At 69.4% G+C, this 25,870-nt stretch carries 13 protein-coding genes; 2 read left to right on the top strand and 11 right to left on the bottom strand.

Annotated elements, in window-relative coordinates; translation table 11 throughout:
• The first annotated feature begins 86 nt into the window (after positions 1–86).
• Positions 87–1,814, top strand: a complete 1,728-nt coding sequence (locus ASC61_RS09835) for a DUF3556 domain-containing protein (protein ID WP_056211397.1) — start codon at positions 87–89, stop codon at positions 1,812–1,814.
• Entirely contained in the window at positions 1,811–3,220 is a 1,410-nt protein-coding gene (locus ASC61_RS09830) for a phytoene desaturase family protein (protein ID WP_056211395.1), read from the top strand. Before ASC61_RS09835 ends, ASC61_RS09830 begins: the two co-directional genes overlap by 4 nt.
• A 130-nt stretch (positions 3,221–3,350) precedes the next feature.
• Here the strand turns inward: ASC61_RS09830 and ASC61_RS19720 are convergent, their stop codons facing one another.
• The 11 genes from ASC61_RS19720 to ASC61_RS09780 all read right to left on the bottom strand — a co-directional run bounded on the left by ASC61_RS19720 (position 3,351) and on the right by ASC61_RS09780 (position 25,835).
• A complete protein-coding gene (locus ASC61_RS19720) occupies positions 3,351–3,758 on the bottom strand; it encodes a hypothetical protein (RefSeq protein WP_157439441.1) in 408 nt (135 codons plus the stop codon).
• A 2-nt stretch (positions 3,759–3,760) separates the two neighbouring features.
• Positions 3,761–7,447 carry an immunoglobulin-like domain-containing protein gene (locus ASC61_RS09825; RefSeq protein ID WP_157439440.1) on the bottom strand — a complete coding sequence of 1,229 codons (3,687 nt, stop codon included), beginning with the start codon at positions 7,445–7,447 and terminating at the stop codon, positions 3,761–3,763.
• A gap of 37 nt (positions 7,448–7,484) precedes the next feature.
• Positions 7,485–12,125, bottom strand: a complete 4,641-nt coding sequence (locus ASC61_RS19715) for an alpha-L-arabinofuranosidase C-terminal domain-containing protein (protein WP_157439439.1) — start codon at positions 12,123–12,125, stop codon at positions 7,485–7,487.
• Positions 12,126–12,223: 98 nt separating this feature from the next.
• Positions 12,224–17,284, bottom strand: a complete 5,061-nt coding sequence (locus tag ASC61_RS09815) for a family 43 glycosylhydrolase (RefSeq protein WP_200935428.1) — start codon at positions 17,282–17,284, stop codon at positions 12,224–12,226.
• 59 nt (positions 17,285–17,343) lie between these two features.
• On the bottom strand, positions 17,344–18,846 hold the full coding sequence (araA, locus tag ASC61_RS09810) for an L-arabinose isomerase (RefSeq protein WP_056211390.1): 1,503 nt from the start codon (positions 18,844–18,846) through the stop codon (positions 17,344–17,346).
• A gap of 29 nt (positions 18,847–18,875) precedes the next feature.
• Positions 18,876–19,550 (bottom strand): L-ribulose-5-phosphate 4-epimerase, encoded by a 675-nt coding sequence (locus ASC61_RS09805; RefSeq protein WP_056211388.1) that lies wholly within the window; start codon positions 19,548–19,550, stop codon positions 18,876–18,878.
• On the bottom strand, positions 19,547–21,217 hold the full coding sequence (gene araB, locus ASC61_RS09800) for a ribulokinase (RefSeq protein ID WP_056211386.1): 1,671 nt from the start codon (positions 21,215–21,217) through the stop codon (positions 19,547–19,549). Before araB ends, ASC61_RS09805 begins: the two co-directional genes overlap by 4 nt.
• Complete coding sequence (locus tag ASC61_RS09795) at positions 21,214–22,239, bottom strand: LacI family DNA-binding transcriptional regulator (RefSeq protein ID WP_056211383.1); 1,026 nt, start codon at positions 22,237–22,239, stop codon at positions 21,214–21,216. Before ASC61_RS09795 ends, araB begins: the two co-directional genes overlap by 4 nt.
• Positions 22,236–23,252 carry a galactofuranose ABC transporter, permease protein YjfF gene (gene yjfF / locus ASC61_RS09790; protein WP_082530571.1) on the bottom strand — a complete coding sequence of 339 codons (1,017 nt, stop codon included), beginning with the start codon at positions 23,250–23,252 and terminating at the stop codon, positions 22,236–22,238. Before yjfF ends, ASC61_RS09795 begins: the two co-directional genes overlap by 4 nt.
• Complete coding sequence (locus ASC61_RS09785; RefSeq protein WP_056211381.1) at positions 23,249–24,286, bottom strand: ABC transporter permease; 1,038 nt, start codon at positions 24,284–24,286, stop codon at positions 23,249–23,251. Before ASC61_RS09785 ends, yjfF begins: the two co-directional genes overlap by 4 nt.
• Complete coding sequence (locus ASC61_RS09780; RefSeq protein WP_235503530.1) at positions 24,279–25,835, bottom strand: sugar ABC transporter ATP-binding protein; 1,557 nt, start codon at positions 25,833–25,835, stop codon at positions 24,279–24,281. The genes ASC61_RS09785 and ASC61_RS09780 overlap by 8 nt, the downstream gene beginning before the upstream one ends.
• Positions 25,836–25,870 lie beyond the last annotated feature (35 nt).

Here is a 25,870-nt window from a genome sequence, read left to right as displayed (position 1 = left end):
GTTCGTGCGCAGCGCACAAAGCCGGGCGCGAGCTTCGTCGTGCCGGCATGTGGCGCAGACGGGCCCAGGTCCGTAGCGTCCCAGCCATGGGTTTCATGTCGCCGGAGCTCCCGGACGTCGACCACGACACGTGGGCCGGCCTGCCGCGGGCTGAGCGCCTCCAGGTGCTCTCCCGGCACTGGGTCGAGCACGGCTTCGGGACCCCGTACGCGGTCTATCTCCTCTACGTGCTCAAGTGCGCGTTCTACTGCGTCGGCGCCGCGTACGTCATCTCGCTGACGCCGGGCCTCGGCGGGCTCGGCGACGTCAGCTCGTGGTGGGACGAGCCGATCGTCTACCAGAAGCTCGTCGTCTGGACGCTGCTCTACGAGGTCCTCGGCCTCGGCTGCGGCTTCGGCCCGTTGACGCTGCGCTTCGTCCCGCCGATCGGCGGCTTCCTCTGGTGGCTGCGGCCCGGCACGATCCGGCTGCCACCGTGGCCGGGCAGGGTCCCGCTGACGCGTGGCGACACGCGCGCCGTCGCCGATGTCGTGCTGTACGCCGGCGTCCTCGGCTCTGCGGTGTGGCTGTTGTCCCGTCCGGGCACGGGTGACCTCGGGCTGCTCGACGAGAAGGCGGCCGTCCCGTTGATCGTGCTGCTCGCGGTGCTGGGACTGCGCGACAAGACGATCTTCCTGGCCGCCCGCGGCGAGCAGTACTGGCTGACGCTGCTCCTGTTCTTCTTCCCGTACGTCGACATGGTCGTCGGGTTCAAGCTCGTGATGCTGGCCCTGTGGTGGGGCGCGGCGACCTCGAAGCTCAACCACCACTTCCCGTACGTCGTCGCGGTCATGATGAGCAACAGCCCGCTGATCCGGTCCAGGACGATCAAGCGACTGATGTACCGCGATGCCACGGATGACCTGCGTCCCTCGTGGATCCCGCGGCTGCTCGCGCACGGCGGCACCGCGGTCGAGTTCGGCGTCCCGGCCTACCTCGTGTTCGTCGGCGGCGGCGGTCCGCTGACGTGGGCGGCCATCATCTTCATGGCCCTCTTCCACCTCCACATCCTGTCGACCGTGCCGATGGGGGTGCCGCTCGAGTGGAACCTCTTCTTCATCTTCTCGCTGTTCTACCTGTTCGGCGCCCACTCCGAGATCGGCATCCACGACCTGGCCTCGCCCGGCATCCTGTTCATCCTGGTGCCGGCGCTCGTCGGGCTGCCGCTGCTCGGCAACCTCAAGCCGCACCTCGTGTCGTTCCTGCTGTCGATGCGCTACTACGCCGGCAACTGGGCGACCAGCGTGTGGATCTTCCAGGACGATGCCACCGAGGCCAGGCTCGAGTCGGGGCTCACGACGTCCGGCCGGCTGCCGGTCAACCAGCTCACCGGGCTGTACGGCTCCGAGGTCGCCGACCTGATGATGCAGAAGGGCATGGCCTGGCGGTCGATGCACACCCACGGCCGGGCGCTCAACGGCCTGATCGACCGGGTCGTCGGCGCCGAGTCGGGTCACACGATCCGGGACGGCGAGTTCGTCGCCGGCGTCGCGCTCGGGTGGAACTTCGGCGAGGGTCACCTGCACGACGAGCAACTGCTCGACGCGATCCAGTCGCGCTGCGGCTTCGCCGAGGGTGAGCTCCGCGTCATCGTGCTCGAGTCCCAGCCGTTCCACGTGCAGCGCCAGGCGTACCGCGTCTACGACGCCGCCGTCGGGCTCCTCGAGCAGGGCCAGGTCCGGGTCGCCGACATGCTCGAACGGCAGCCGTGGCCCGAGGACGGGCCCGACTATCCGGTGCACGTGACGGACCGGCGTACGACGGGTGCGCGATGACGACTGCCATCGTCGTCGGCAGCGGTCCCAATGGCCTTGCTGCAGCGTTGACGCTCGCGGACGCCGGGGTCGAGGTCACGGTGCTGGAGGCGCAGGATCGGTTGGGCGGCGGTGCGAGCTCGAGCGAGCTCACGCTGCCCGGGCTCGTGCACGACGACTGCTCGGCGATCCATCCGCTGGCGATCGGCTCGGCGTTCGCGAAGGCGTTCGACCTCACGGCGGCCGGCCTGACGTGGCGGTGGCCCGAGGTGCAGTTCAGCCACCCGATCGACGGCGGCCGGGGCGGGGCCGTGTGGCGGTCGGTCGAGACGACCGCCGACAGCCTCGGCACGGACGGGCGCTCGTGGAGACGGCTCTTCGGGCCGCTGGCCGAGCGGTTCGCCGGGCTGTCGGCCGACATCCTGCAGCCGGTGCTGCACGTGCCGGACCACCCGGTCCAGCTGGCGAGGTTCGGTGCGTACGCGGCGCTGCCCGTGCCGGTCCTCGGGCGGCGGTGGGAGACGCCCGAGGCCAGAGGCCTGTTCGCAGGCGCGGCGGCCCACACCTTCCGCCCCTTCTCGGGGCTCCTGTCGTCGTCGATCCCGCTGGCGCTCGGCGCGTCGGCCCACGCTCTGGGCTGGCCCGTCGCCGAGGGTGGCACCGGCGAGATCAGCAGGGCGATCATCGAGCTCGCGACCGCGCGCGGCGTGAGGTTCGAGACCGGCGTCAGGGTGGACTCGCTCGACCAGCTCGGTGCTCCCGACATCGTCATGCTCGACACCTCACCGCGTGCCGCGGCCGACATCGTCGGCGATCGCATGCCGGCCCGGGTCGCGCGGGCGTACCGGAGCTATCGCCACGCGGCGGGCGCCTTCAAGGTCGACTACGCCGTCGAGGGCGGCGTCCCCTGGACGCACGAGCCGTCCCGCTCGGCCGGCACGGTCCACGTCGGCGGGACGTATGAGGAGATCGCCGCGGCCGAGCTGACCGTCTCGAAGGGGCGGATGCCGGAGCGGCCGTTCGTGCTCGTCGGGCAGCAGTACGTCGCCGATCCCACGCGGTCGCGCGACGGCGTGCACCCGTTGTACGCGTATGCGCACGTGCCGGCGGGCTACTCCGGCGACGCCACGGAGGCGATCACGAGCCAGATCGAGCGTTTCGCGCCGGGATTCCGCGACCGGGTCCGCGCGACCCACGTCCGGACGACGGCCGACTTCGAGTCCGGCAACCCCAATCTCGTCGGGGGCGACATCATCGCCGGCGCCAACACGGCCCGGCAGCTGGTGTTCCGGCCGCGCACGACCCTGCATCCGTACGCGACCGGCGCCCCCGGCGTCCATCTCTGCTCCGCCGCCACCCCACCCGGGGCCGGCGCCCACGGCATGTGCGGCTACAACGCCGCGCGATACGCGCTCCGGCACGCCTGACCCTCCACTCCCACCCGAAGGAACCCCATGACGCCGACCGGTGCCTTGATCCTGTTCATCTGCTTCGTCGGACCGGTCATGCCACCGGTCATCGGCTGGGCGGTCGGTGGAATCTACGACCAGCTGAAGGTCAAGCGCGAGAGCCTCGACACGCAGACCCGACGGCGCCTGACCGAGCAGCGTCTCGAGGTGGAGTAGCCAGCAGGCGCCGCGCCTTCACGAGCCGCACCGCCAACCGGCTGTACGGGTCGCGCGGCTCGGGGCACGCGGCGATCCAGCGCTCGAGCACCTCGACCTCGGCGGCGTAGTCCCTGCGGCGACGATGGATCACGGCCGCCCGGTGCGCGTACTCCGCCGTCGGCACTCCGTCGGTGGCCCAGGCCTCGCGCTCGGCCGCCCCCATGCACTCCAGCAGCAGCTCCAGGCCGGCGTCGTCCATGCCTCGCGCCCGCAGCCGGTCCAGGGTCGCCACCCACGTGCTGTGGTGGCGACCCCGGACGACGGAGTCGGTGCGATCGAGCTCGTGCAGCACGGCCATGCCTATCGGAGGACCCGCAGCGTGACGGTGCGGACCACGGCGTCGACCGTCGGGCTGCCGCCGTAGGAGACCCGCAGGTCGTACGAGCGGGCGCCGAGCTTCGGCAGTGTCACCGTCGCCCGGCCCTTGGAGTCGAGCGTCACGGTGCGCAGCACGTAGTTCCTGCCGCCGGCCCGGACCCGGACCGTGGCGCGTCCGGCGACCGGCGTCGTCGGGCTGGCCAGCACGGTCAGGGTGATCGTCGCCTTCGTGCCCGCCCGGATCTTCGACGGGATGCTGAGCGACACCTTCGACGACGCCTTGAGCACCGTGAGCGTGACGACGTCGTCGGACGCGCGATACTCGGCGTCCCCGTCGTAGCGCACCGTCAGCTGGTTGGTCCCGTCCGCGCCGAGGTCCTTCGACCTGACTGTCACGGTGGTACGGCCGCTGACGAGCGTGCCGGTGCTGACGAGGGTGTCGCCGTCGAGCACGCGCACCACACCGGTCGGCGTCGGTCCAGCGCCGTTGACCCGGGCCGTCAGGGTGACGTTGGTGCCGAAGCGGACCTTGGTCGCCGACAGCGTCGCCACGGTGACCGAGTCGTGGAGGCCCTGGCCGACGGCAGGCACCGTCACCGAGTTGGGCTCCTCGGCGTTGCCCGCCTTGTCGACCGCCCGGAACTGCACGACGGTCTCACCGGAGCCGACGGGCACGGAGCTGCCAGTGCTCCAAGCGCCCGAGGTGCCGAGCCGCGACTCCACCCGGGCCACGCCGGAGGTCTCGTCCGCAGCGACCAGGCTGACAGTACGCCCGGCGGTGACCGACGCCTTGCTGATCGGCGCCGCGGTGTCGACCTTGACGTCGAGCGTCTGCACCGGCGAGACGTTGCCGCTCGCGTCGGTGGCCCTGGCGCGCACGGAGTGCGCACCCTCGCCGGTCACCGGCACCGTGACCTCGTCGGTGTCGACGGCGACCCAGGGGCCCTCGTCGACCGACGTCTCGACCCCGGCGACCTCGCGGTCGTCGAAGCCGGCTGCCGTGACCTTGACGGGTGCGGTCGTCCACCAGCCGGCCTCCCCGTCTGGGGCGACGGGGTCGGTGGTCAGCGTGACGCTGGGGTCGAGCGCGTCGGTGACCGTGACGGTCGCCGTGGCGCGCACGGTCGACCCGGGGGCGACGTCGCCCTGGACCTCGAACGTGCCGACGTCGGCGTACTTCGCAGGATCGATCGCGTCCCAGTCGACCGTCTTGTCGGCCGTCGAGCCGTCGGCGAAGTGCACCGTCGCCTTCGCGGGCAGCACCGGCGCCGTGCCGGCCTTGGTCGTCACCGTCACCGGCTCGACCGACTCGACGAGCAGGTCCGGCTGCAGGTTGAGGCGCATCCGGTCGAGCTCCTCCTGCGTGACCGGCAGGACCGTGCCGTGCCGCGGGCTGCTCGGCAGGTCCGCGTCGGGCACCGCCGTCCAGTCCGCCGACGCGATGTCGTGCGTCTCGAACGCCATGTAGCCCTGACCGCCGTGATAGCTCGGCTGGTCGATGAACATGATCCAGTGGTCCGGGTCGTCGTTGTCACGGAACACCGTCGGGCCCTCACCGCCGGTGAACGTGCCGCCCCACGGGTTGGGCTGGCCGAGGCCGAGCTTCTCCTTGACGAGCTGCCAGCCCGGCGTCGACGTCGTGGTCGGCAGCGAGCCCGTGACCGTGGCCAGCAGGTCGGTCGACTTCTCCTGGCGCGGGATCATGTAGGCCTCGTCCTTGACGACGCGATAGAACGTGTCGCCGTCCTTGACGACGGTCGCGTCGATCATGCCCTTGCCCGTGCCGCGCTTGACGTCGATCCAGGGCTTGGCGTCGCTGAACGTCACGAAGTCGCGCGTCGTGGCGTACATCATCCGCTGGTACGACGTGTTGATGTCGCGGCCGGCGGTCTGGGTCGTCGGGTAGAGCGCCGACGCCCAGTAGACGACGTACTCGCCGGTGTCCTCGTCGTAGTACGACTCCGGCGCCCACGTGTTGCCGGCGAAGTCCGACGACACCTTGACGTGCCGCTGGTTGCCCCAGTGCACGAGGTCCGTCGACTCCCACACCTCGAGGTACTTGCTGCCGGTCTCCTGCGCCTCGCCGAAGTCGACCGCCGGGTACGCCTTGAGGTCGGTCGCGAGCAGGTAGAACCGGTCGCCCTCGTGCGAACGGATGATGAACGGGTCCCGCAGGCCCTTGGTGCCGAACTGGGACGCGAGGACGGGCTTGCCGTTGTTGAGCTCGTCGTAGTCGAGCGGGTCGTCACCCTTGCTGGCGCCCATGTAGATCTTCTCGCCGTCGTCCGTGCTCTCGCCGGCGAAGTAGGCGAACGCGTACGCCTCGAAGTCGAGCGCGGCGGGGGCCGGCTTGACCGTCACGACGATGTCGCGGGTGTCGGTCGTCGAGTTGAGCGTGCCCGTGGCGGTCAGCGTGACGTCGACCGGGTCGGCGCCGTGTGCCGGCCGGGTGACCTCACCGGTCGGGGTCACGACGCCGGGCTTGGACGACGTCCAGCTGACGGTCGTGCCCGACGAGCCCTTGGTCGGCAGCGTGAGGTTGCCGCGTACGTCGTCGGGGTGCACCAGCTCGATCGCGGCGAGCGCGGCCTGCACCTTGCCCGCGTCGTCGAGCTCGTCCTCGAGCACCGTGACCTGGAAGTCCTTCGTCGTGGTCACGGCTCCGTGGGCGAGGGCCGCCGTGAGGGTGACCGCCGCGTCGCCTGCACCGTGCGCTGGCCGGTGCACCGCACCGGTCGTGCTGACGGTCGACGGGGCCGGCGAGGCCCACGTGATCGTCGATCCCGCCGAGCCCTTGGCCGGCAGCGCCAGGTCGGCGGTGACCGCCGAGGTGTCGCCCAGCGTGAGGGCTGCCTTGTCGGCCGTGGTCACGGCGGTCGACGTCTTGGCCGACAGCGTCGCCGCGTCTCCGGCGTCGAGCGCCCGGTCGTAGATGCGGAAGTCGCGGATCGTGCCCTTGAACGACAGGTCGCCGGCGTACGCCGACCGACCGATGACGTTGCGGGTCGTCGTGCCGTCCGGCTCGCCGAGGTCAGACGGCTTGGCGGTGACGTTGGAGTTGGTCGCGACGAGCACGCCGTCCTCGTACAGCTTGCTGGTGCCGGGGGCCCCCGGCGTGCCGCCGTCGACGGTCAGGGTCACGTGCTTCCACACGCCGGTGGCCAGGCCGCCCGCTCGTGAGGCACTCTGCTCGGTCGCGAAGCCGCCGGCGGCCATCGTGCCGCGGTAGAACCCGCCGCCGTCCTTGCCGGTCACGAACAGGTAGCCCGTGCCGTTGGGGTACGTCGCGAGGTTGCCGAGGTTGAACATGAACCAGTTGCCACTCAGCGCCGGGTCGACCTTGACGTCGAAGTCGACGCTGACGTCGTCGAGGCCCGCCAGCAGGTTGTCGGGCAACGTGATCGCGTTGCCGCTGCTGTTGGACCCGCCGCCGAACGTGAAGCCGTCACCGGCGTTCCACGTCGCGGCGCCGGCCACGGTGCCGTTGCGCCCGTGGCCCGACGAGTCCACGGCCGTGGTGCCGCTGGTCTCGTCGAGCTTGTACCAGGCGACGAGGCCCGTGGACACGTCGCTGGCCGAGGCCGGCAGCGCCGCCAGTCCGGTCGCCGTCACGGCCACGCTGATGGCGGCGGCGATGAGCCCCCGCGAGACCTTCGTGGTGATCTTCATGGAACGCCCCTTGCTGATGGTGGTGGACACGGCCGGCCTACTTCACTCGCAGATAGGCCGAGGCGGCGGACGAGCCGAGAACGGTCGGCGACCCGGAGTACTTCACGCGCAGCACGTACGTGTCGCGCTTCGACAGCCGTGGCAACGTGATGCTGGCCCGGCCCGTCGCGCCGACCTGACCGGTGCGCTCGGTGATGAGCTTCCCGTCGCGGTAGACCCTGACGGTCACCGTGCCGCCTGCCGCCGTCGCCGGACTGGTCGTGACCAGAGCCGACACCTTGGCGTGCTGCGACCTCGTGACGGTGGCCGACGAGAGCGTCGCCTTCGTCCGCGATGACGCCTTGGACACGACGAGGCCGGCCGAGTCCTCGGAGGCGGCGAACCCGGCGCTGCCGGCATACCGGGCGACCAACGTCTTGGTGCCGACGCCGAGGCTCGACGCCTTGAGGCTCAGCACCACCTGGCCGTTGGCCAGCACGCCGGACGCGATCAGCGTGCCGCCCGAGCGGATGGCCACCTCACCTGCCGGGGTTCCGGCCGTGGCCTTGACCCGTACGGTCGCGGTGACCTTGCCGCCGATCTTGACGGTCGAGCTCGACAGCGTGAGAGCCGTCGCCGTCGCGGTGAGCGGCTGCCCGTTCGCCGGCACGACACTCGTGTTGGTCCCCTCGACATTGCCGAGCTTGTCGATCGCGCGGAACTCGACGGTCGTCTCGTCGTCACCGACCGTCACGGGCTGGGTGTACGTCGCCCAGTCCCCCGCGCCGACGCGGTACTCGATCCGGTCGAGACCGGCGCCGGAGTCCGCCGCCGAGAGCGTGACGGTGCGCGCCGCGGCGTCGACGACGGCCTTGGAGACCGGCGGCGTCGCGTCGATCGTGAACGTCACCGGGCGCGTCTCACCGACGTTGCCTGACGAGTCGACTGCCCGGACCGCGACGGTGTGCGCCCCGTTGCCGGCGACCTCGAACGACGCGTTCGCACCGGCCTTGGTCGTGAAGGCGCCACCGTCGACCGAGACCTCGAGGTGGTCGACCTTGCGGTCGTCCGTGGCCTCGACCTTGACCGTCACCGGGTCGGCGTAGACGCCGCGCGAGCTGTCGCCCTCGAGCTCGAGGCTCGACACGACCGGCGCCTCGGCGTCGACCGTCTCCATCCGCAGGAACGTGACCGACGACGCCGGGAACTCGTAGCTGAACGAGTCCGAGAGCCCGTCGACCGAGCTCGTGACCGGCACGACCTTGGTCTTGCTCGCCTTGGAGTTGGTGTCGGACAGCGACGACGCGGTCAGCTGCGTGACCTTGCCGGTGCCCTTGATGCCCACGTCGGAGACGTCGACCGCGGTGCGGACCGGCTTGGTCGCGGTGTTGACGACCTTGGCGACCAGGTCACCCGACTTCTTGTCGCGCGTCACGACCTGGAACAGCTTCTCCGTCGAGGCCGCCTCGTCGTACGACATCTGCAGCTCACCGTCGAGGTAGAGCTTGATCGTGTGGCCCTCGACCACGACCTTGATGTGGTAGGTCTGGCCGGTCACGAGGCTCGTGTTCTCCAGCGCCTTGACCTCGCTCGCCGTGCCTCCGGACGCCTTCTGCAGCACCGACCGGGTGTTGCCCCAGCCGCCGATGTTCCACCAGTAGAAGTCGTTGGTGTCCTTGGCGCCGAAGCCGACCAGGAAGCCCTCCGCCCCCGACTGCTTGGTGGCGTCGAGCTCGAGCGTGTAGTTGCTCCAGTCCTTCGCGTACGCCCCGGTGACGATGCTGCGGGCGTCGTTGACCGACGTCGACGACTGGACGTACTTGCCGCCGGTCGCCGCCCAGGTGCCGGACTGCGGTGACCACTTCGACGCGTCGTCGAACTGGTCGGAGAACAGCGTGTCGCCGGTGTCGTTCGACTTCACCGTGAGGTTGTCGTACGCCGCGGCGGTGCTCCAGGTCGACAGGAAGACGCCGCCCGAGATGTCCTCCGGCTGGTTGACCGCGCCGTCGAACGTGCTCGGCACGACCTCGTCGCCCACGTTGTTGCCGAACATCTTCTGGACCTCCCAGTTCGGCGACGACCACGACTCGTCGTTGTCGAACCAGATCGCGTCCGGCGTCCACTGCACGTTGGACTCGTTGGCGAGCAGCGGTGCATACGACGCGAGCCGCACGACGTCGGCATTGCGCTGCAGGGCCGTCATGTAGGACGCCTCGGACAGGGCGTTGCCGAACGTGTTGCCGCGCGACGCGTACTCACCGAGGAAGACCTTGGGTCCGCTGCGGTCGTACGTGTCGTAGCGGTGGTTGTTGGCCAGGAACCAGCTCGGGTCGCGGTAGTAGTGCTCGTCGACCAGGTCGACCTTCTGTGCCCGGTTGAAGTTCCACAGGGTGTCGAAGCGCGCGCCCGACGAGTCAGGACCGGAGTTGGAGATGATCTTGATGTCGGGGTACTTCGCCTTGATGGCGTCGCGGAACTTCGGGAAGTTCGCCTCGAACGTCGTGGTGTTCTCCTCGTTGCCCAGCCCGATCATCTTCAGCCCGAACGGCTTGGGGTGACCCAGCGCGGCCCGCTTGGCGCCCCACTCGGTGTCGGTGCCGCCGTTGGCGAACTCGATCAGGTCGACCGTGTCGTCGACCCAGCGGGCGATCGACGCGTCGTCCTTCATCTCCGGGATGGTGCTGCCGCAGCCGTTGGCGCCGACGGACAGGACCGGGAGCGGCTGAGCGCCGAGGTCCTCGGCCAGCTCGAAGTACTCCAGGTAGCCGATGCCGTACGACTGGTTGTAGCCCCAGAAGTTCCAGTTCGTCGGGCGCTGCTCGACCGGCCCGATGGTCTCCTTCCACTGGTACGTCCGCTTGCGATCGGTGTAGTTGCTCTCCTCGTACGACTTGAACGTGCCGACGTTGGTGACGCAGCCGCCCGGGAAGCGTACGAACGAGGGCTTCATGTCCGCGACCTTCTCGGCCAGGTCCTTGCGGAGCACCGACTTGCCGTTGACCGGGCCGACCCAGCGGTCCTCCGGCATGAACGAGACCATGTCGACGCGGATCGTCGACGCGGCGCCCGCGAGCACGGCGTAGCGTCCGGAGTCCGTCGTGCCGGTCGCGGTGACCTCGACGTCGTACTTCTTCCACGTGTCGCTGCCGTCGACCGCGACCTTCGCGGTGGCGGCGACCTCGGTGTTGGCGTTGTTCTCGACGCGCAGCGTCAGGTCCTGCGCGGTGGTGCTGCGAGCCCAGATCGAGGCGGTGTAGGTCGCGCCGGCCTTGACCGCGACACCGTTGTTGAAGCTCGTGTTGCGGACGCCGTCGCCGGCCGCCGCTGCGTCGAGCTTGAGGTAGTTGCGGTTCATGGCGTTGAGCCGCTCGCCGTCGTTGACCACCGATGCGGTCGTGCCACTGCCGCTGCGGTCGAGCGTCTGCCACCCGGTGAGGCCGTTGAACGAGCCGTTGTCGGAGGAGTTGAACTCGAACGAGCGGTTGCGGACGAGCTCGGCATAGAGCCCACCGTCAGCCGCGTAGTTGATGTCCTCGAAGAAGATGCCGAACATCGTGTCGCTGATCGACGCGCCCTTGCCGTCACCGTCGATGTGGAGCGACGCGACGTCGTCGTCGACCTCGGTCAGTGTGAAGCGTGCGGCGTCCTGCCGCCCGCCCATGACGATCGCGCCATGGTCGCCCTCGGTGGCGTACGAGTCGCCGTCGGCGCTGCGGATGAACAGCTTGCCGCCGCCGGCGTCGGTGAGCCGCAGCGCGGTGGGGTCGGCGCCCAGGGTCAGTCGGCCACCCACGACCGCGACCGGCTTGCCGTCGTCCTTGGTCCGCACGTCGACAGTGCCGTCGCCGGCCGCCTCGGCCGTCAGCCGCAGGCTCGCGGTGGGCGGAGTGGCGGTCAGCTTCAGGTCCGTGCCGTCGCTGACGAGATAGGGGGTGTCGCTGACGCTCCTGAGCGCGAACGTCGTGCTGGGCACGATGTCGTCGCCCTGTGCGGCATCGACCGAGAAGTAGTCGAACGTGGTCGGCAGCGGCGTGCCGTCCTGGGCGCCGAGCGCGTACAGCCCGACCTGCGTCGTGTCGAACGCGACGTCGACCGAGCCCGCGGCGACCCACGCGTTCGTCTCGTCGTTCCAGTAGCTCGTCGTGATCGTGGCGCCGACGCGCTGCAGCCGCAGGGTCACCGAGCTCGCACCAGGGAGGTCCGCGAACGAGGCGGCCCGGAACGAGGCGCCGGTCTCGACGTCGTTCTCGACCGCGATGCCTGACGGCGAGAGGGTGCCGACGAACGTCAGCCCCGAGCGTACGTAGTTGTCGATGTCCTTCCAGGCGATCAGGCCAGCACCCTGGTAGACCTTGCCGACCGGCGCGGAAAGCTTGGTGACCGCCGTGAAGTCACCTGCCGGGACGTCGACCATGAAGACGTTCTTGGCGGTGTTGGTGCCCTGGTACGTGTCGCCGGCCTGGCCCGTGACGGCGAGCTTGCCGTCGGCCACGTCGTAGTTGTCGGCGTCCTCGTTCGTGATGTTCCAGTCGGCCGAGAGACTGCTCCCGCTGAAGTCGTCCCGCCACCCTGTGGTCGTGGGATCCGCAGCGCCGGCGACCTGCGGCGACAGCATTGTGAGCGTTAACAATCCGGCGATGCAGAGAAGCGTGCCGCGTCGCAGCGAGCGCCGCCTGGTGGTGGAGGTGGAGATTCTCACGATGTGCCTGCTCTCGGAGGGTGGTGCCGACTACGGAAGAGGGTGGAAACCGGCCGGCACCACCTCACTGGAGGAGAGGAGGTGGTGCCGCCCGGGTCTTAGCGGACGCGGATCCTGACCGTGTCCGAGCTGGAGAGCACACCCGCAGATCCCCGGTAGGAGAACGTGAAGGTGTGCAGGCCTCGTTTGACGACGCGATAGCTCGACGAGACCTTGCCGCCGCGCACCGTCAACGTCTTGATGTGCCGGCCGCGGTAGGAGATGTCGACCTTGCCGTCCGGCGTGACGCCGCTGGCGCTGATCGTCGCGCGCAGCGTGACGGTCGTGCCGCTGCGCACCGAGGTGTCGTTGAGCGAGGCGCGCGTACGACTGGACGCCTTCGCGACCTTGGCAGTCGGCTGCGAGACCGCGGTGCCGGGCGTGACGCCGGTCTTCGTGACGGTGACCTGCACGGAGATCCGGTGCCCGGCGTCCTTGCCGGTCAGCCGATAGGTCCGTCCCGTCGCGCCGCTGATCGGCGCGCCGTCGCGCGACCAGCGCCGCGTGAACGTCAGCCCGGTCTGGTCCCACTCGCCGTCGAACGCCGTCAGGAGTGCCCCGACCCGCGGGACGCCGAGCACGACCGGGGCGGTCGTCGCGACCGGAGCCGGGCCGGGACCGGGGTCGACGGCCTTGGCGATCTCGAGCGATCCCGTCGCACCCTGGTTGCCGGCGTGGTCGGTGGCCCGGTAGGTCAGCGTGTGCGCCGCTCCGTCGACCACGACCGGTGCCGTGTAGGCCAACCAGTCGCCGCCCTCGAGCTGGTATTGCACCGATGCGACGCCCGACTCGTCGTCCGTCGCGGTCAGCGTCACCGTGCGGTCGTCGAGCTTCGCCGAGGTCGCCGGCTCCGTGAGGTCGACCTTGACGGCGAGCGACGAGGCGTCGCTCCACATCAGGTTGTCGCCCTGGGCGCGGTAGTCGATGCCGTAGGTCCCGGCGACGAGAGTGACCGGTGCGTCGTACGTCGTCCACGCCCCGTCGGCGATGCGGTACTGCAGCGTCTTGACGCCGCTGCCGCCCGTGAGGGTCAGCGCGGCACCCTGGCCGTACCAGCCACCCGTGCCGGCATGCGAGACCTCGGCCTGCGGCGCGGGTCCTTCGTACGTCAGCGGATCGACGCTCTCGAGGGTCGGGACGACCTTCTTGATCGTGCCGTCGGCGTTGAAGTAGAGCCGGTCGATCGTGGTCTCCCGGTGCGTGCCGTCGCCACCCGGGATCGCGAACCGGTGGTAGGCGATGTACCAGTCGTCGGTCCCGGGCACCTGGACGATCGAGTGGTGCCCCGTGCCGAGGATGCCGAGGCTCGGGTCCTTGGTGAGGATCTCGCCCTTGTTGGTGAACGGACCGGTGGGGCTGTCACCGATGGCGTAGCCGACCCGGTAGTTCTCGCTGCCGGTGTCGTCGATCGACCACGACGCGTAGTACTTGCCGGCGCGCTTGGTCATGAACATGCCCTCGCGGAAGCCCGTGAGCCCCGTGAGCTCGACCCGCTTGGAGACGTCGTACGACGTCATGTCCGGGTTGAGCGGCACGACGTACGACTTGCCGTTGCCCCAGTAGAGGTAGGACGTGCCGTCGTCGTCGGTGAACACCGCCGGGTCGATCTGTTGGGCGTTGTTGTAGTCGGCCTTGCTGACCAGCGGCTTGCCGATGGGGTCCGTGAACGGTCCCAGCGGCGAGTCGGAGACCGCGACGCCGATGTTCTGCTGCGCCGAGAAGTAGAAGTAGAACTTGCCGTCCTTCTCGGTCGCGGTCGGCGCCCAGGCGTTGCTGTCAGCCCAGGAGATGTCCGGGCCCAGGTCGAGGATCGTGCCGTGCTCGGTCCAGTCGACGAGGTTCTTGGACGACCACACCTTGAACTTCGAGCTGCCCCAGCCGGCGATGCCGTCGGTGGTCGCATAGATGTAGTAGATGTCGCCGAACCGCACGATGTTGGGATCGGCGTTGTAGCCCGGCAGGATCGGCGACTTCATCTCGACCGCGCGGACCTTCCAGTCCCGGGTGTCGCCGTTGGCGCCGGTGACGGTGAACGTCTTCGCGCTGCTCAGGTCGATCGGCCCGGTGACCTCGGGCGTGATGGTCGACGTCGGCGCGATGTCGAACGCCGGCTGCAGCGCCGTCAGGTCGGTGCCCGCCTTGACCGGGAGCGTGACGGTGCTCGTCGCGGCGTCGATGATCGGGGCGACCTTGAGGCTGTCGAGCTCGACGCCCGTGATCGCGGTCGGATCGGAGCCGAGTTCCTTGACCTCGGAGGCGGACAGCGCGCGGTTGTAGATGCGGAAGTCCGCGACCTTGCCCTTGAGGTACTTGTCGGCGGCGTAGACCGACCGGCCGATGTAGTTGGCCGTCGTACGACCGCCGCCGATGTCGCCGGGCACGAGCGTGACGCCGGTCTTCTCGCCGACCTTGATGCCGTCGAGATAGATCGTGGCGGTGCCGTCCTCGAGCGTGTAGGTCAGCGTCTTCCAGGCCCCGCGTGGTGCGGCGGCATCGTCCGTGGCGGTCTGCTCGGTCGTCCAGTTGCCGCTGGCGATCGAGGTCCGGTACTTGTCGTTGCCGCCGGTGAAGAGATAGCCGCTGCCGGTGCCGGTGGAGTCGGTGTTGCCGAGGCCCCAGATGAAGTACGGCGTGGCCTGGTCCGGGTCGATCCAGACCTTCGTCGAGACCGTGACCTTGTTGATCCCGGTCAGGATGTTGTCCGGGAGCTTGACGTGGCCGTTGGTGCCGCCGAGGGTCAGCGCGCCGCCAGCCCAGCTGGCATCCCCGCTGAGCGTGCCGTCATAGCCGTTGCCGGACGCGTCCTTCACGGTCGTGCCGGAGGTGCCGTCGAACGTGTAGTGCACGACCTCGCCGTCGGCGTTCGCCTTGACCGGGTCGGGATCGTTGCGCAGGCGCTTGAGCTCGTCGGCCGTGACCGGGATGACCGTGCCGTGGCGCGGGCTGCCGGGAAGCTTGTAGCCGGCCGGGACCTTCCAGTCCGGGGCGTTGATGTCGTCGGTGCCGAGCGGGATGTAGCCGCGTCCGCCGTACTCGTCGGTGAACAGGTAGAACTTCGAGCCCGACGTGTCGCCCGCGTTGGCCTTGAACGCCGTCGGCCCCTCGACCGCGGACGTGCCGGCCTTCTTGCCGATGCATGAGTCCTCGATCTTCCACGCGGGATTGTTGATGTCCCAGCCGGGCTGGCTGGCGTCATCGACGGCAAGCAGGTCGTCGCTCTTCTCCTGGATGATGTCGGAGCAGCCCGTCACGCCGCCCTCGTCCTTGGTGAAGCGGTGGTACGTGCTGCCGTCCTTGAGCACCGTCGAGTCGATGCGCGAGGCACCGAAGTCCTGCCACACCTTGGGCTTGCTGAACGTCCGGAAGTCACGCGTCGTCGCGTACAGCATCTTCTGGTACGTCGAGCCGGTGTGGTTGGTGTCGCTCTCGGCGTAGAGCTTCGACGCCCAGAACACGACGTAGGAGCCGAGCTCGTCGGACCAGTACGCCTCCGGCGCCCAGGTGTTGCCCGCGGTGTCGGGCGAGACCTTGACGTGGCGCTGCTCGGACCAGGTCACGAGGTCGGTCGACTCCCAGACCTCGAGGTACTTGCTGCCCGTGCGCTGCGACGCGTCCCAGTTGGTGGCGTCGATGTCGAGGTCGGTCGCGATCAGGTAGAACTTGTCGCCCTCGGGGGAGCGGATCAGGAACGGGTCGCGCAGGCCGGTCGTGCCCTTGGTGGACGTCAACGTCGCCTTGCCGCCGTTGAGCTCGTCCCACTGCAGGGCGTTGTTGCCGCGGCTGGCGGCGAAGAAGATGCTCTCCTCGGCGCCGGTGAAGTAGCTGAACGCGTAGCCGGCGTAGGGGCCGAGGTCCGGCTTCGGCGTCACGGTCGCCGTGATCTGTCGCGTCGCGGTGGCCGAGCCGACCGTGACGGTCGCACTCAGGTGGACCGTTGCCGGGTCGGCGCCGTGGGCGGGGCGGTGCACGATGCCGTCGGTGTCGATGGTCGACGCGTCGTCGGACGCCCAGGCGATCGCCGAGCCGTGGCTGCCGCTGGTGGGCAGCGTGATGTTGCCGCGTACGTCGTCGACGTCGGGGATGCTGATGGCCGCCGCGTCGGCGTCGGCTTTCTGCTGGTCGCCCTCAGCGGGCAGCACCGTGGCCTGGAACGTCTTGGTGTCGCTCGCCGTGCCGCGGGTCAACGTCGCGGTCAGCATGACCGTGGCAGGGTCGTCCGCCGGTCCCGGCCGCGTCACGGTGCCGTTGTTGGCGATGACCGCGGGATTGCTGGAGGACCAGGTCACGGCCGAGCCGCGATCGCCCTTGGTGGGCAGCGTCAGGTTGTCGGTGACGGCCGAGAGGTCGCCGAGCGACAGCGCGGCCTTGTCCGCGGCGACCAGGTCGGCATCCGACGGAGCCAGGGAGGCAACCTCCGAGGCGGTCAGAGCGCGGTTGTAGACACGGAAGTCGCGGACGGTGCCCTTGAGGAACTTGTCGCCGTTGTAGACCGACTTGCCGAGGTAGTTGGCGGTCGTGGTGCCGCCGCCGATCGCCGACGGGTCGATCGTCACGCCGCTCTTGGTCGCGACCTCGAGCCCGTCCTCGTAGAGTCGCGCCACGTTGTCGGAGCCCAGGGTGTAGGTGAGGGTCTTCCAGACGCCGCGCGCCAGGTTGGCGGTCTTGTCGACAGTCTGCTCCGTCGTCCAGTTGCCCGTCGCGATCGAGGCGCGGTAGGAGTCGCTCGTCGCGAACAGGTAGCCGTTGCCGACGCCGCCGCTCGTCGTGTTGCCCATCGCCCAGATCATGTAGGGCGTCGACTGGGTCGCGGCGACCTTGACGTTGAGCGACACCGTGATCGACGAGAGGCCGGTCATCACGTTGTCGGGCAGCTTGACGTAGTCATCGGTGCCGTCGAGCGTGAGGCCGTCGACCCCGCCCCAGGTGCCGCCGCCCGTCAGCGTGCCGTTCCTCCCGTTGCCCGACGAGTCGATGACGGCCGTGCCGGAGCTCTGCGTCAGGTCGTACTTGAGCACGAGCCCGTCCGTCACGTCGGCCGCGTGAGCCGCCATGGGCACGCCCACGACCAACCCTGCGAGGAGCGCGAGCACCGCGACACAGGCTGATGTGACCCGGGTCACAGGCCGAAAATGGGTAGGGCTGCTCATGATGTCTCCCCGAAAGTTGGTGGGTGTGAGGGTCAGAGACCGGCGGCGAGCCGGTGGTACGCCTGGTTCCATCGGAGCTCCCGGAGGAAGCTCTTGGGCGTCGTCTCTGCGTTGATGTGCAGCAGCTCGGTGCTGAGGATCTCGGCGAGGTCGTCGAACTCCTCGATCCCGACCGCGGTGGACAGCACCGTGTGGTGCGGGCCGCCGGCCATGATCCAGGTCTCGGCCGCCGTCGCGAGCGACGGATGCGCCTGCCAGACCGCGCAGGCGACGGGCAGCTGGGGCAACGGCTCGTCGGGCTCGACCAGGGTGATGTCGTTGGCCGTCAGGCGGAACCTGTCACCCAGGTCCGAGAGCCCCACGACGATGCCTTCGCCCTGGTCGGCGATGAATCGCATGCGTACGGGATCCTCGCGGCCACCGATGCCGAGCGGGTGCACCTCGATCGTCGGCTTGTTGGTCGAGATCGTGGGGCACACCTCGAGCATGTGGGCGCCGAGGGACTTCTCGTTGCCCGGCTCCAGGTGGTACGTGTAGTCCTCCATGAACGACGTCCCGCCGGGGCGGCCGGCCGCCATGGCCTTGGTCGTACGCACGAGGACCGACGTCTTCCAGTCACCCTCGCCGCCGAAGCCGTAGCCGTCGGCCATGAGCCGCTGGACCGCGAGCCCCGGCAGCTGGCGAAGCCCGCCGAGGTCCTCGAAGTTCGTGGTGAACGCACCGAAGCCGCCCTCCTCGAGGAACTGGCGCATGCCGGCCTCGACCCGCGCGCCGTAACGCAGCGAGTCGTGCCGCGTCCCTCCGACGCGCAGCTCGGCCGCGACGTCGTAGAGGTCTTGGTACTCCGTGACGAGCTTGTCGACCACGGTCTCGTCGACCGCGTCGACGACCTCGACGAGGTCGTTGACGCCATAGGTGTTGACCGAGACGCCGAACCGCAGCTGCGCCTCGACCTTGTCGCCCTCGGTCACCGCGACGTCGCGCATGTTGTCGCCGAAGCGGGCGAGCTTGAGCGACCGCATCTCGGCGGCGCCTGCGGCAGCCCGTACCCAGACGCCGACGCGCCGACCGACGTCAGGGTTGCTGACGTGGCCGACGACGGTCTTGCGGGCGACCCCGAGGCGGGTCTGGATGTAGCCGAACTCCCGGTCGCCGTGGGCGGCCTGGTTGAGGTTCATGAAGTCCATGTCGATCGTGGACCACGGGATCTCGCGGTGCGCCTGCGTGTGCAGGTGCAGGAACGGCTTGCGCAGCGCATCGAGCCCGTTGATCCACATCTTGGCCGGCGAGAACGTGTGCATCCAGCCGATCAGGCCGAGGCACGAGTCGTCGGCGTTCGCCTCGAGGATCGTCCGGCGGATCGCGTCGGACGAGGTCAGGACCGGCTTCCACACGATGCGGATCGTGAGGTCCGGGTGAGCGGCCAGCGTGTCGGCGACCTCGCGCGACTGGTCGGCGACCTGCTGGAGCGTCTCCTCGCCGTAGAGGCCCTGGCTTCCGGTCAGGAACCAGATCTCGCGGTCGGCGGTGCTCATGGACGTCTCCTTCTGATGGGTCGCGGGGCTCACTGGCCGTACGCGTTCTGGTAGCGGTCGAAGAGGCTGGCGATCTGGTCCGGCCGGATGGGCACCGGCTCACCGAGCTGTCGGGCAATGTGCGTCGTGCGCGCGACGTCCTCGCACATCACGGCGGCCTTGACCGCCGAGCGGGCGTCCTTGCCGATCGCGAAGACGCCGTGGTTCTGCATCAGGACGGCCGGCGAGCTGCTGTCGCGCAACGTGTCGACGATGCCGCGACCGATCGAGTCGTCACCGATCAGGGCGAACGGCCCGACCGGGATCTCGCCGCCGAACTCGTCGGCCATCATCGTCAGCACGCACGGGATGGGCTCGGCGCGCGATGCCCACGCCGTGGCGTACGTGGAGTGGGTGTGCACGACGCCGCCGACCTCCGGGAGGTGCCGGTAGACGTACGCCTGGGCGGCGGTGTCCGACGACGGCGCGAGTTGGCCCTCGAGCACCGTGCCGTCGAGGTCGGTGACGACCATGTTGTCCGGCGTCAGGTCGTCGTAGCTGACCCCGCTGGGCTTGATGACCATCATGTCGGCGCCGGGCACCCGGGCCGAGACGTTGCCGGCCGTCCAGACGACGAGCTCGTAGCGGGTCAGCTCCGCGTGCAGGGCGCACACCTCGCGCCGCAACCGCAGGATCGTGTCCTGGACGTCCTGCGTGAGCGTCATGCCGCGCCTCCCGCCAGCGCTTCGCGGCGCAGGGCGTGGAGCCGGTGCATCACGTCGTTGCCGCCACGGCCGAAGTGGTCGTGGAGGGCGGTGTACTCGGCGAACAGCCGGTCGTAGACCTTGGAGCGTCCCTCATCGGGCAGTACGACTGCCCGATTGAGGGAGCCCATAGCCTTCGCGGCGGCGCGTATGTCCGCGTACGCGCCAGCCGCGACGGCAGCATGGAGGGCAGAGCCCAGAGCGGGGCCCTGCTCGGACCCGATCACCGAGAGCGGCAAGCGGGTCACGTCGGAGTAGATCTGCATGAGGAGCGGGTTCTTGGACAGGCCGCCGGCGATGATGAGCTCCTCGACCGGGACCCCGCTGGCGTTGAACGTCTCGATGATCGTGCGGGTGCCGAACGCCGTGGCCTCGATCAGGGCGCGGTAGACGTCCTCGGGCTTGGTCGCGAGCGTCTGCCCGACGATCAGGCCGGTGAGCTCGTGGTCGACCAGCACCGAGCGGTTGCCACTGTGCCAGTCGAGCGCGACGAGACCGTGCGCCCCGACCGGCTGCTTGGCGGCGAGCTCCGTGAGGTGCTCGTGGACGCCGACGCCCGCCGCGTCCGCGGCCTCGCGCACGTACGCCGGCACGCCGTGGTCGACGAACCAGCCGAAGATGTCGCCGACCCCGCTCTGGCCGGCCTCGTAGCCCCACGTGCCGGACACGATGCCGCCGTCGACGACGCCGCACATGCCGGGCACCTCACGCAGGACGCTGCCGCTCATGACGTGGCACGTCGAGGTGCCCATGATCGCGACCATCTGGCCGGCGTCGACGGCCTGGGCAGCCGGTGCCGTGACGTGCGCGTCGACGTTGCCGACCGCGACGGCGATGCCCTCGGGCAGCCCGGTCCAGCCTGCGGCCTCGGCGGTCAACGTGCCCGCCGGGCGGCCGAGCTGGCCGATCGGCTGGTCGAGCTTGGCGCTCACGAAGTCGGCGAAGGCGGGGTTGAGCCCGGCGAGGAAGTCAGCGCCCGGATAGGCGCCGTCCTGCAGGATGCCCTTGTAGCCGGCGGCGCAGGCGTTGCGGACGTACGTGCCGCAGAGCTGCCAGACGATCCAGTCGGCAGCCTCGACCCAGCGCTCCATCGCGGCGTAGACCTCGGGGTCCTCCTCGAGCACCTGCAGGCCCTTGGCGAACTCCCACTCCGACGAGATCAGCCCGCCGTAGCGCGGCAGCCACGCCTCGCCCCGCTGCTCGGCGAGCGCGTTGATGCGGTCGGCCTGGCCCTGCGCTGCGTGGTGCTTCCAGAGCTTGACGTACGCGTGGGGCCGATCGGCGAACTGCGGCAGCTCGTTGAGCGGCGTGCCGTCGGCGAGCGTCGGCACCATGGTGCACGCGGTGAAGTCGGTCGCGATGCCGATGACGTCGGCCGGGTCGATGCCCGAAGCGCGTACGGCCTCGGGGACCGCGGTGCGCAGCACGTCGACATAGTCCGACGGCACCTGCAGCGCCCAGTCGGGCGGCAGCGGCGAGCCCGGCGTCGTGGGCAGCGCGTCGCTGATCACGGCATGCGCGTACGGGTGCACAGCGCTCGCGAGCTCGCGGCCGTCCTTGACCGAGACGACCAGGGCACGCCCCGAGAGGGTGCCGTAGTCGACTCCGACGACGTACTGTTCGCTCACTTCTGGGCCTTTCGGGGGGTCGGTGCCGCCGTGCTCGAGCGGATGATCAGCTCGGGGGCGATGAGTCGGGGGAGGTCTTCGTTCTCACCGCTGATCGCGGCGTGCAGGACGTCGATCGCGCGGCGGCCGACCTCCTGGAAGTTCTGCCGCACGGTCGTCAGCGGCGGGTTGAGGAACTCGGTCTCGGGGGTGTCGTCGAACCCGACGACGCTGATGTCGTCCGGCACCGCGATGCCGGTCTCGTGCAGGGCATGCATCAGGCCGATCGCCATCTGGTCGTTGGCGACGAAGACGGCCGACGGCCGGTCCTCGGCCGCCAGCTGACGGCCCGTGATGTAGCCGCTGCGCGGGGTCCAGTCGCCGAGGTAGAGCGGGCCGAGCTCGAGCCCGGCGGCGCGCAGCGCGTCCTCCCAGCCCTGGCGGCGGGCCTCGGCCTCGGTCCACTCGAGCGGTCCGCGCACGTGGGCGATCCTCGTGTGACCGAGCTCGATCAGGTGGGTCGTCGCCTCGTACGCTCCGCGGTGCTGGTCGACGCCGACGGCTGACTTGGCCTTGGACAGGTCGCCCTCGACTACGACGAGCGGCACGCCCGGGTCCTGGCGGCGGATCGCGTCGAGCGCCTCGTACTGCGCCGCGATCATGACGATGCCCTCGACCGACTGCCGCAACAGGTGGTCGATCGCGTCGGTCAGGGACTGCGCCGTGACCGTGGGCAGGCTCACCGATCCGGCGAAGTAGCCGGCCTGGCGGGCGGCGTCCTCGACCGTGCGATGGATGCTGTTGGGGCCGTAGAGGCCCGACTCGGTGCTGATGATGCCGATCGTCGAGGACTTGCGGGTCACGAGGGCCCGGGCGGCGGTGTTGGGCCGGTAGCCGAGCTCCTTGATCGCCGCCTCGACGCGTTTGCGCGTCGAGTCCTTGATGTTGGGCATGCCGTTGATGACCCGGGAGACCGTCTGGTGGGAGACGCCGGCGACCTTGGCGACGTCCGCCATGACCGGCGCGTGCTGGCTCGCCGTCATGTGGTCCGCCGCGTGAAGAGCCGCTGGATCAGCACGAACACCAGCAGCAGCACGCCGATCGTGATCTTGGTCCACCACGAGCTGAGGGTGCCGTCGAACGAGATGAAGGACTGGATCAGGCCGAGCACCAGGACGCCGACCGCCGAGCCGAGCACGAGGCCCGAGCCGCCCGTCAGCAGGGTGCCGCCGATGACGACGGCCGCGATCGCGTCGAGCTCCATGCCGACCGCGCCGAGGTTGTAGCCCGACAGCGTGTAGATCGAGAACAGCAGGCCGGCGAGGGCCGAGCAGAAGCCGCTGATGACGTAGACGCCGACCTTGGTGCGCGCGACGGCCAGACCCATGAGGAGCGCCGACTGCTCGCTGCCGCCCACGGCATAGACCGTGCGGCCGAAGCGCGTCATGTGCAGCACCACGGCGGCGATGACGAGCACGACCAGCGCGACGATGACCGACGGCGTGATGAAGTAGTCGCCGATCTCGATCGTGCCGCTCGCGAACGACGTGAACGTCTCGTTCTTGATCGGGATCGACTCGAGGCTGATGACGTAGCAGAGGCCGCGAGCCAGGAACATGCCCGCCAGCGTCACGATGAACGGCTGGATCTCGAAGTAGTGGATCACCAGTCCCATCAGCAGGCCGAGCACGGATCCGGTGAGCAGGACCGTGACGATCACGAGCGGCGCGGCCCAGCCGGCGCGCAACGTCTCGGCCGCGATCATCGTGGACAACGCGACGACCGAGCCGACAGACAGGTCGATCCCGCCGGTCAGGATCACGAACGTCATGCCGACCGCGAGCACGATGAGATGCGAGTTGTCGACCAGCACGCTGAGCAGGGTCTGCGGCGAGGAGAAGCCTTCGTAGCGGAACGAGCCGACGCCGAACATCGCGATGAACAGTGCGATCGTCGCGATCACCGGAAGGAAGCGGGTCGGGAACGTGAATCCACGCGACGCGCGGGGGGCGGGGCTGCCTGCGGGGCTCTCGGGGGGAGAGATGACGGTGGTCACGCGGCCGATCCCTTGGTGAGTAGGGGCGACGATCGTCGTACGGACAGCACTGCGCGCGCCTTGGGCGACTGCAGCAGGCAGACCACGATGACGACGACGGCCTTGAACAGGTAGTTGGTCTCGGCCGGGATGCCCATCGTCGGGATCGTGGTCGCGAGGGTCTGGATGAACATCGCACCGATCAACGTGCCGGTCAGCGAGAACCGGCCGCCGGCCAGCGACGTGCCGCCGATGACGACCGCGAGGATCGCGTCGAGCTCGATGAACAGGCCCGCCGCGTTGGCGTCGGCCGCACTGGTGTTGGAGGCAATCATCAGGCCCGCGATGCCGGCACAGAAGGCGACGAACACGTACACGGTCCAGGTGATGGTCCGTGCACGCACGCCCGCGAGCCGGCTCGCCTCGGGGTTGATGCCGACAGCCTCGATCAGCATGCCGAGCGCCGTGCGCCGGGTCAGCACGGCGGTGATGGCGAACACGGCAAGGGCGATCAGGATCGCGATGGGCAGGCCCAGCACGAACCCGGTGCTGACCTTGGCGAACAGCGAGTTGTTGACCGTGGTGATCTGGCCGTCGGTGATCAGCATCGCCAGGCCACGCCCGGCGGTCATGAGCACGAGCGTCGCGATGATGGGCTGGATCCCCAGCACCGAGACCAGGAAGCCGTTCCAGACTCCCAGGAGCACGGCGACGGCGACGGCCATCGTCATCCCGATGACCGCGCGACCGGCGGTCGACTCGTCCGGCGAGCCGGCCATGTAGGTGCAGGCGACGGCGCCGGAGATCGCGGCGACCGCGCCGACCGAGAGGTCGATGCCGCGCGTCGCGATCACGAGCGTCATGCCGAGTGCGATCAGCAGCGTCGGTGCGCTGTTGCGCAGGATGTCGATCAGGCTGCCGTAGAGGTGCCCGTCCTGCAGGCGGAGCGAGAAGAAGTCGGGCGTCTTCGTGAGGTTGAGCAGCAGCAGGAGCACGAGGGCCAGAGTCGGCCAGAACAGGTTGTGGCGGACGAACCGCAGACCGAGGTCACGCATCGTTGCGCACCTCCCCCGCGATGATCTCGAGGACATCCGAGACGGTCACGTCCTCGTTGGCGCGCTCGTCGATCTTGCGGCGGTCGCGCATCACGACGAGGCGGTCGCTGAGGCGCAGCACCTCTTCGAGCTCGGCGGAGATGAACACGACGGACATGCCGTCCTTGGAGAGGTCGGCCACGAGCTGCTGGATCTGCGCCTTCGCGCCGATGTCGATACCACGGGTCGGCTCGTCGAGGATCAGCAGCTCCGGCTCGGTGATGAGCCAGCGGGCGAGCAGCACCTTCTGCTGGTTTCCGCCGCTGAGGTTGCGCATCAGCGCATTCGGGTCGGCCGGGCGGATGTCGAGCGCCTCGATGTACTTGCGGACGAGGCGGTCCTTGGTCCTGGCCGGGATCGGCCGCAGCCAGCCGCGCGACGCCTGCATCGCGAGGACCATGTTGTCGGCGATCGACAGGTCGGCGATGACGCCCTCGGACCGGCGGTTCTCGCTCGAGAACGCGATCTTGTGGTCGATGGCCTGACGGGGCGTGCGGAGCTTGGTGCCCTTGGAGCGCATCCGCATGTCGCCGTGGTCGGGGGTGTCGGCGCCGAACAGCAGACGGGCCAGCTCGGTGCGGCCCGAGCCGAGGAGGCCGGCGATGCCGATGACCTCGCCCTCGAACAGCTGCAGGTCGACCGACTCGACGCTGCCCTTGCGGCCGAGGTCGATGACCTCCATCAGGGGAGCACCCTGCGTCTTGACGGTGTGCTCCTCGGCAGCCTGCTCGATCTTCTCGAGCGTCTCGAGCTCGCGACCGATCATGGCCTGCACGAGCTGGAGCTGGGTCGTCTCGGCGGTGAGGTACTCGCCGACGAACTGGCCGTTGCGCAGGACCGTCATGCGGTCGGAGATCGCGAAGACCTGCTCGAGGAAGTGCGAGACGAAGACGATGGCCACACCCTCGGCACGGAGCGTGCGCATGACCTCGAACAGCTTGGCGACCTCGTCGGCGTCCAGGCTGGAGGTGGGCTCGTCGAGGATCAGGAGCTCGGCGTCGATGTCGACGGCACGGGCGATCGCCACGAGCTGCTGGATCGCGATGGGGTGGGTGCCGAGCTGCGACTTCGGATCGATGTCGAGGCCCAGACGCGTCAGGGTCTCCCCGGCGCGGCGGTTCATGGCGCGGGTGTCGATGCGACCGAACGAGCGCGGCTCGCGCCCCAGCAGCATGTTCTCGGCGACCGTGAGGTTGGTGCAGAGGTTGACTTCTTGATAGACGGTACTGATGCCGGCGGCCTGCGACTCGGCCGGGCTGTGGAACGTACGCGGCTCGCCGCCGACGATGATCGTGCCCTCGTCGATCGAGTAGACGCCGGTCAGCGCCTTGATCAGCGTGGACTTGCCGGCGCCGTTCTCGCCCATGAGGGCGTGCACCTCGCCGGGCCGCAACGTGAGGCCCACGGACTGGAGGGCCTTGACGCCGGGGAAGCTCACCGAGACGCCGCTCATCTGCACGACCGGCTCGGTGCGTGTGGCCTCGGCGGCTTCGGCTGTCATCTGGATCATCTCTTCATTCCTGGGAAGGTTGGGGTGGGGCCCTG

This window comes from Aeromicrobium sp. Root344, from assembly GCF_001425755.1.
Taxonomy (GTDB): domain Bacteria; phylum Actinomycetota; class Actinomycetes; order Propionibacteriales; family Nocardioidaceae; genus Aeromicrobium.
The sequence above is the reverse complement of the archived record's forward strand: the minus strand, read 5'-3'. Positions and strand labels throughout refer to the sequence as shown.

Excerpts from the sequence above, each read along its gene's own strand:
- ASC61_RS09805 (WP_056211388.1), bottom strand. The coding sequence starts at position 19,550 with ATGACGCTCACGCAGGACGTCCAGGACACGATCCTGCGGTTGCGGCGC.
- araA (WP_056211390.1), bottom strand. The coding sequence starts at position 18,846 with ATGAGCACCGCCGACCGCGAGATCTGGTTCCTGACCGGAAGCCAGGGC.
- ASC61_RS09835 (WP_056211397.1), top strand. The coding sequence starts at position 87 with ATGGGTTTCATGTCGCCGGAGCTCCCGGACGTCGACCACGACACGTGG.
- ASC61_RS09780 (WP_235503530.1), bottom strand. The coding sequence starts at position 25,835 with ATGATCCAGATGACAGCCGAAGCCGCCGAGGCCACACGCACCGAGCCG.
- ASC61_RS09830 (WP_056211395.1), top strand. The coding sequence starts at position 1,811 with ATGACGACTGCCATCGTCGTCGGCAGCGGTCCCAATGGCCTTGCTGCA.
- ASC61_RS19720 (WP_157439441.1), bottom strand. The coding sequence starts at position 3,758 with ATGGCCGTGCTGCACGAGCTCGATCGCACCGACTCCGTCGTCCGGGGT.
- ASC61_RS09785 (WP_056211381.1), bottom strand. The coding sequence starts at position 24,286 with ATGCGTGACCTCGGTCTGCGGTTCGTCCGCCACAACCTGTTCTGGCCG.
- ASC61_RS09795 (WP_056211383.1), bottom strand. The coding sequence starts at position 22,239 with ATGACGGCGAGCCAGCACGCGCCGGTCATGGCGGACGTCGCCAAGGTC.
- ASC61_RS09825 (WP_157439440.1), bottom strand. The coding sequence starts at position 7,447 with ATGAAGATCACCACGAAGGTCTCGCGGGGGCTCATCGCCGCCGCCATC.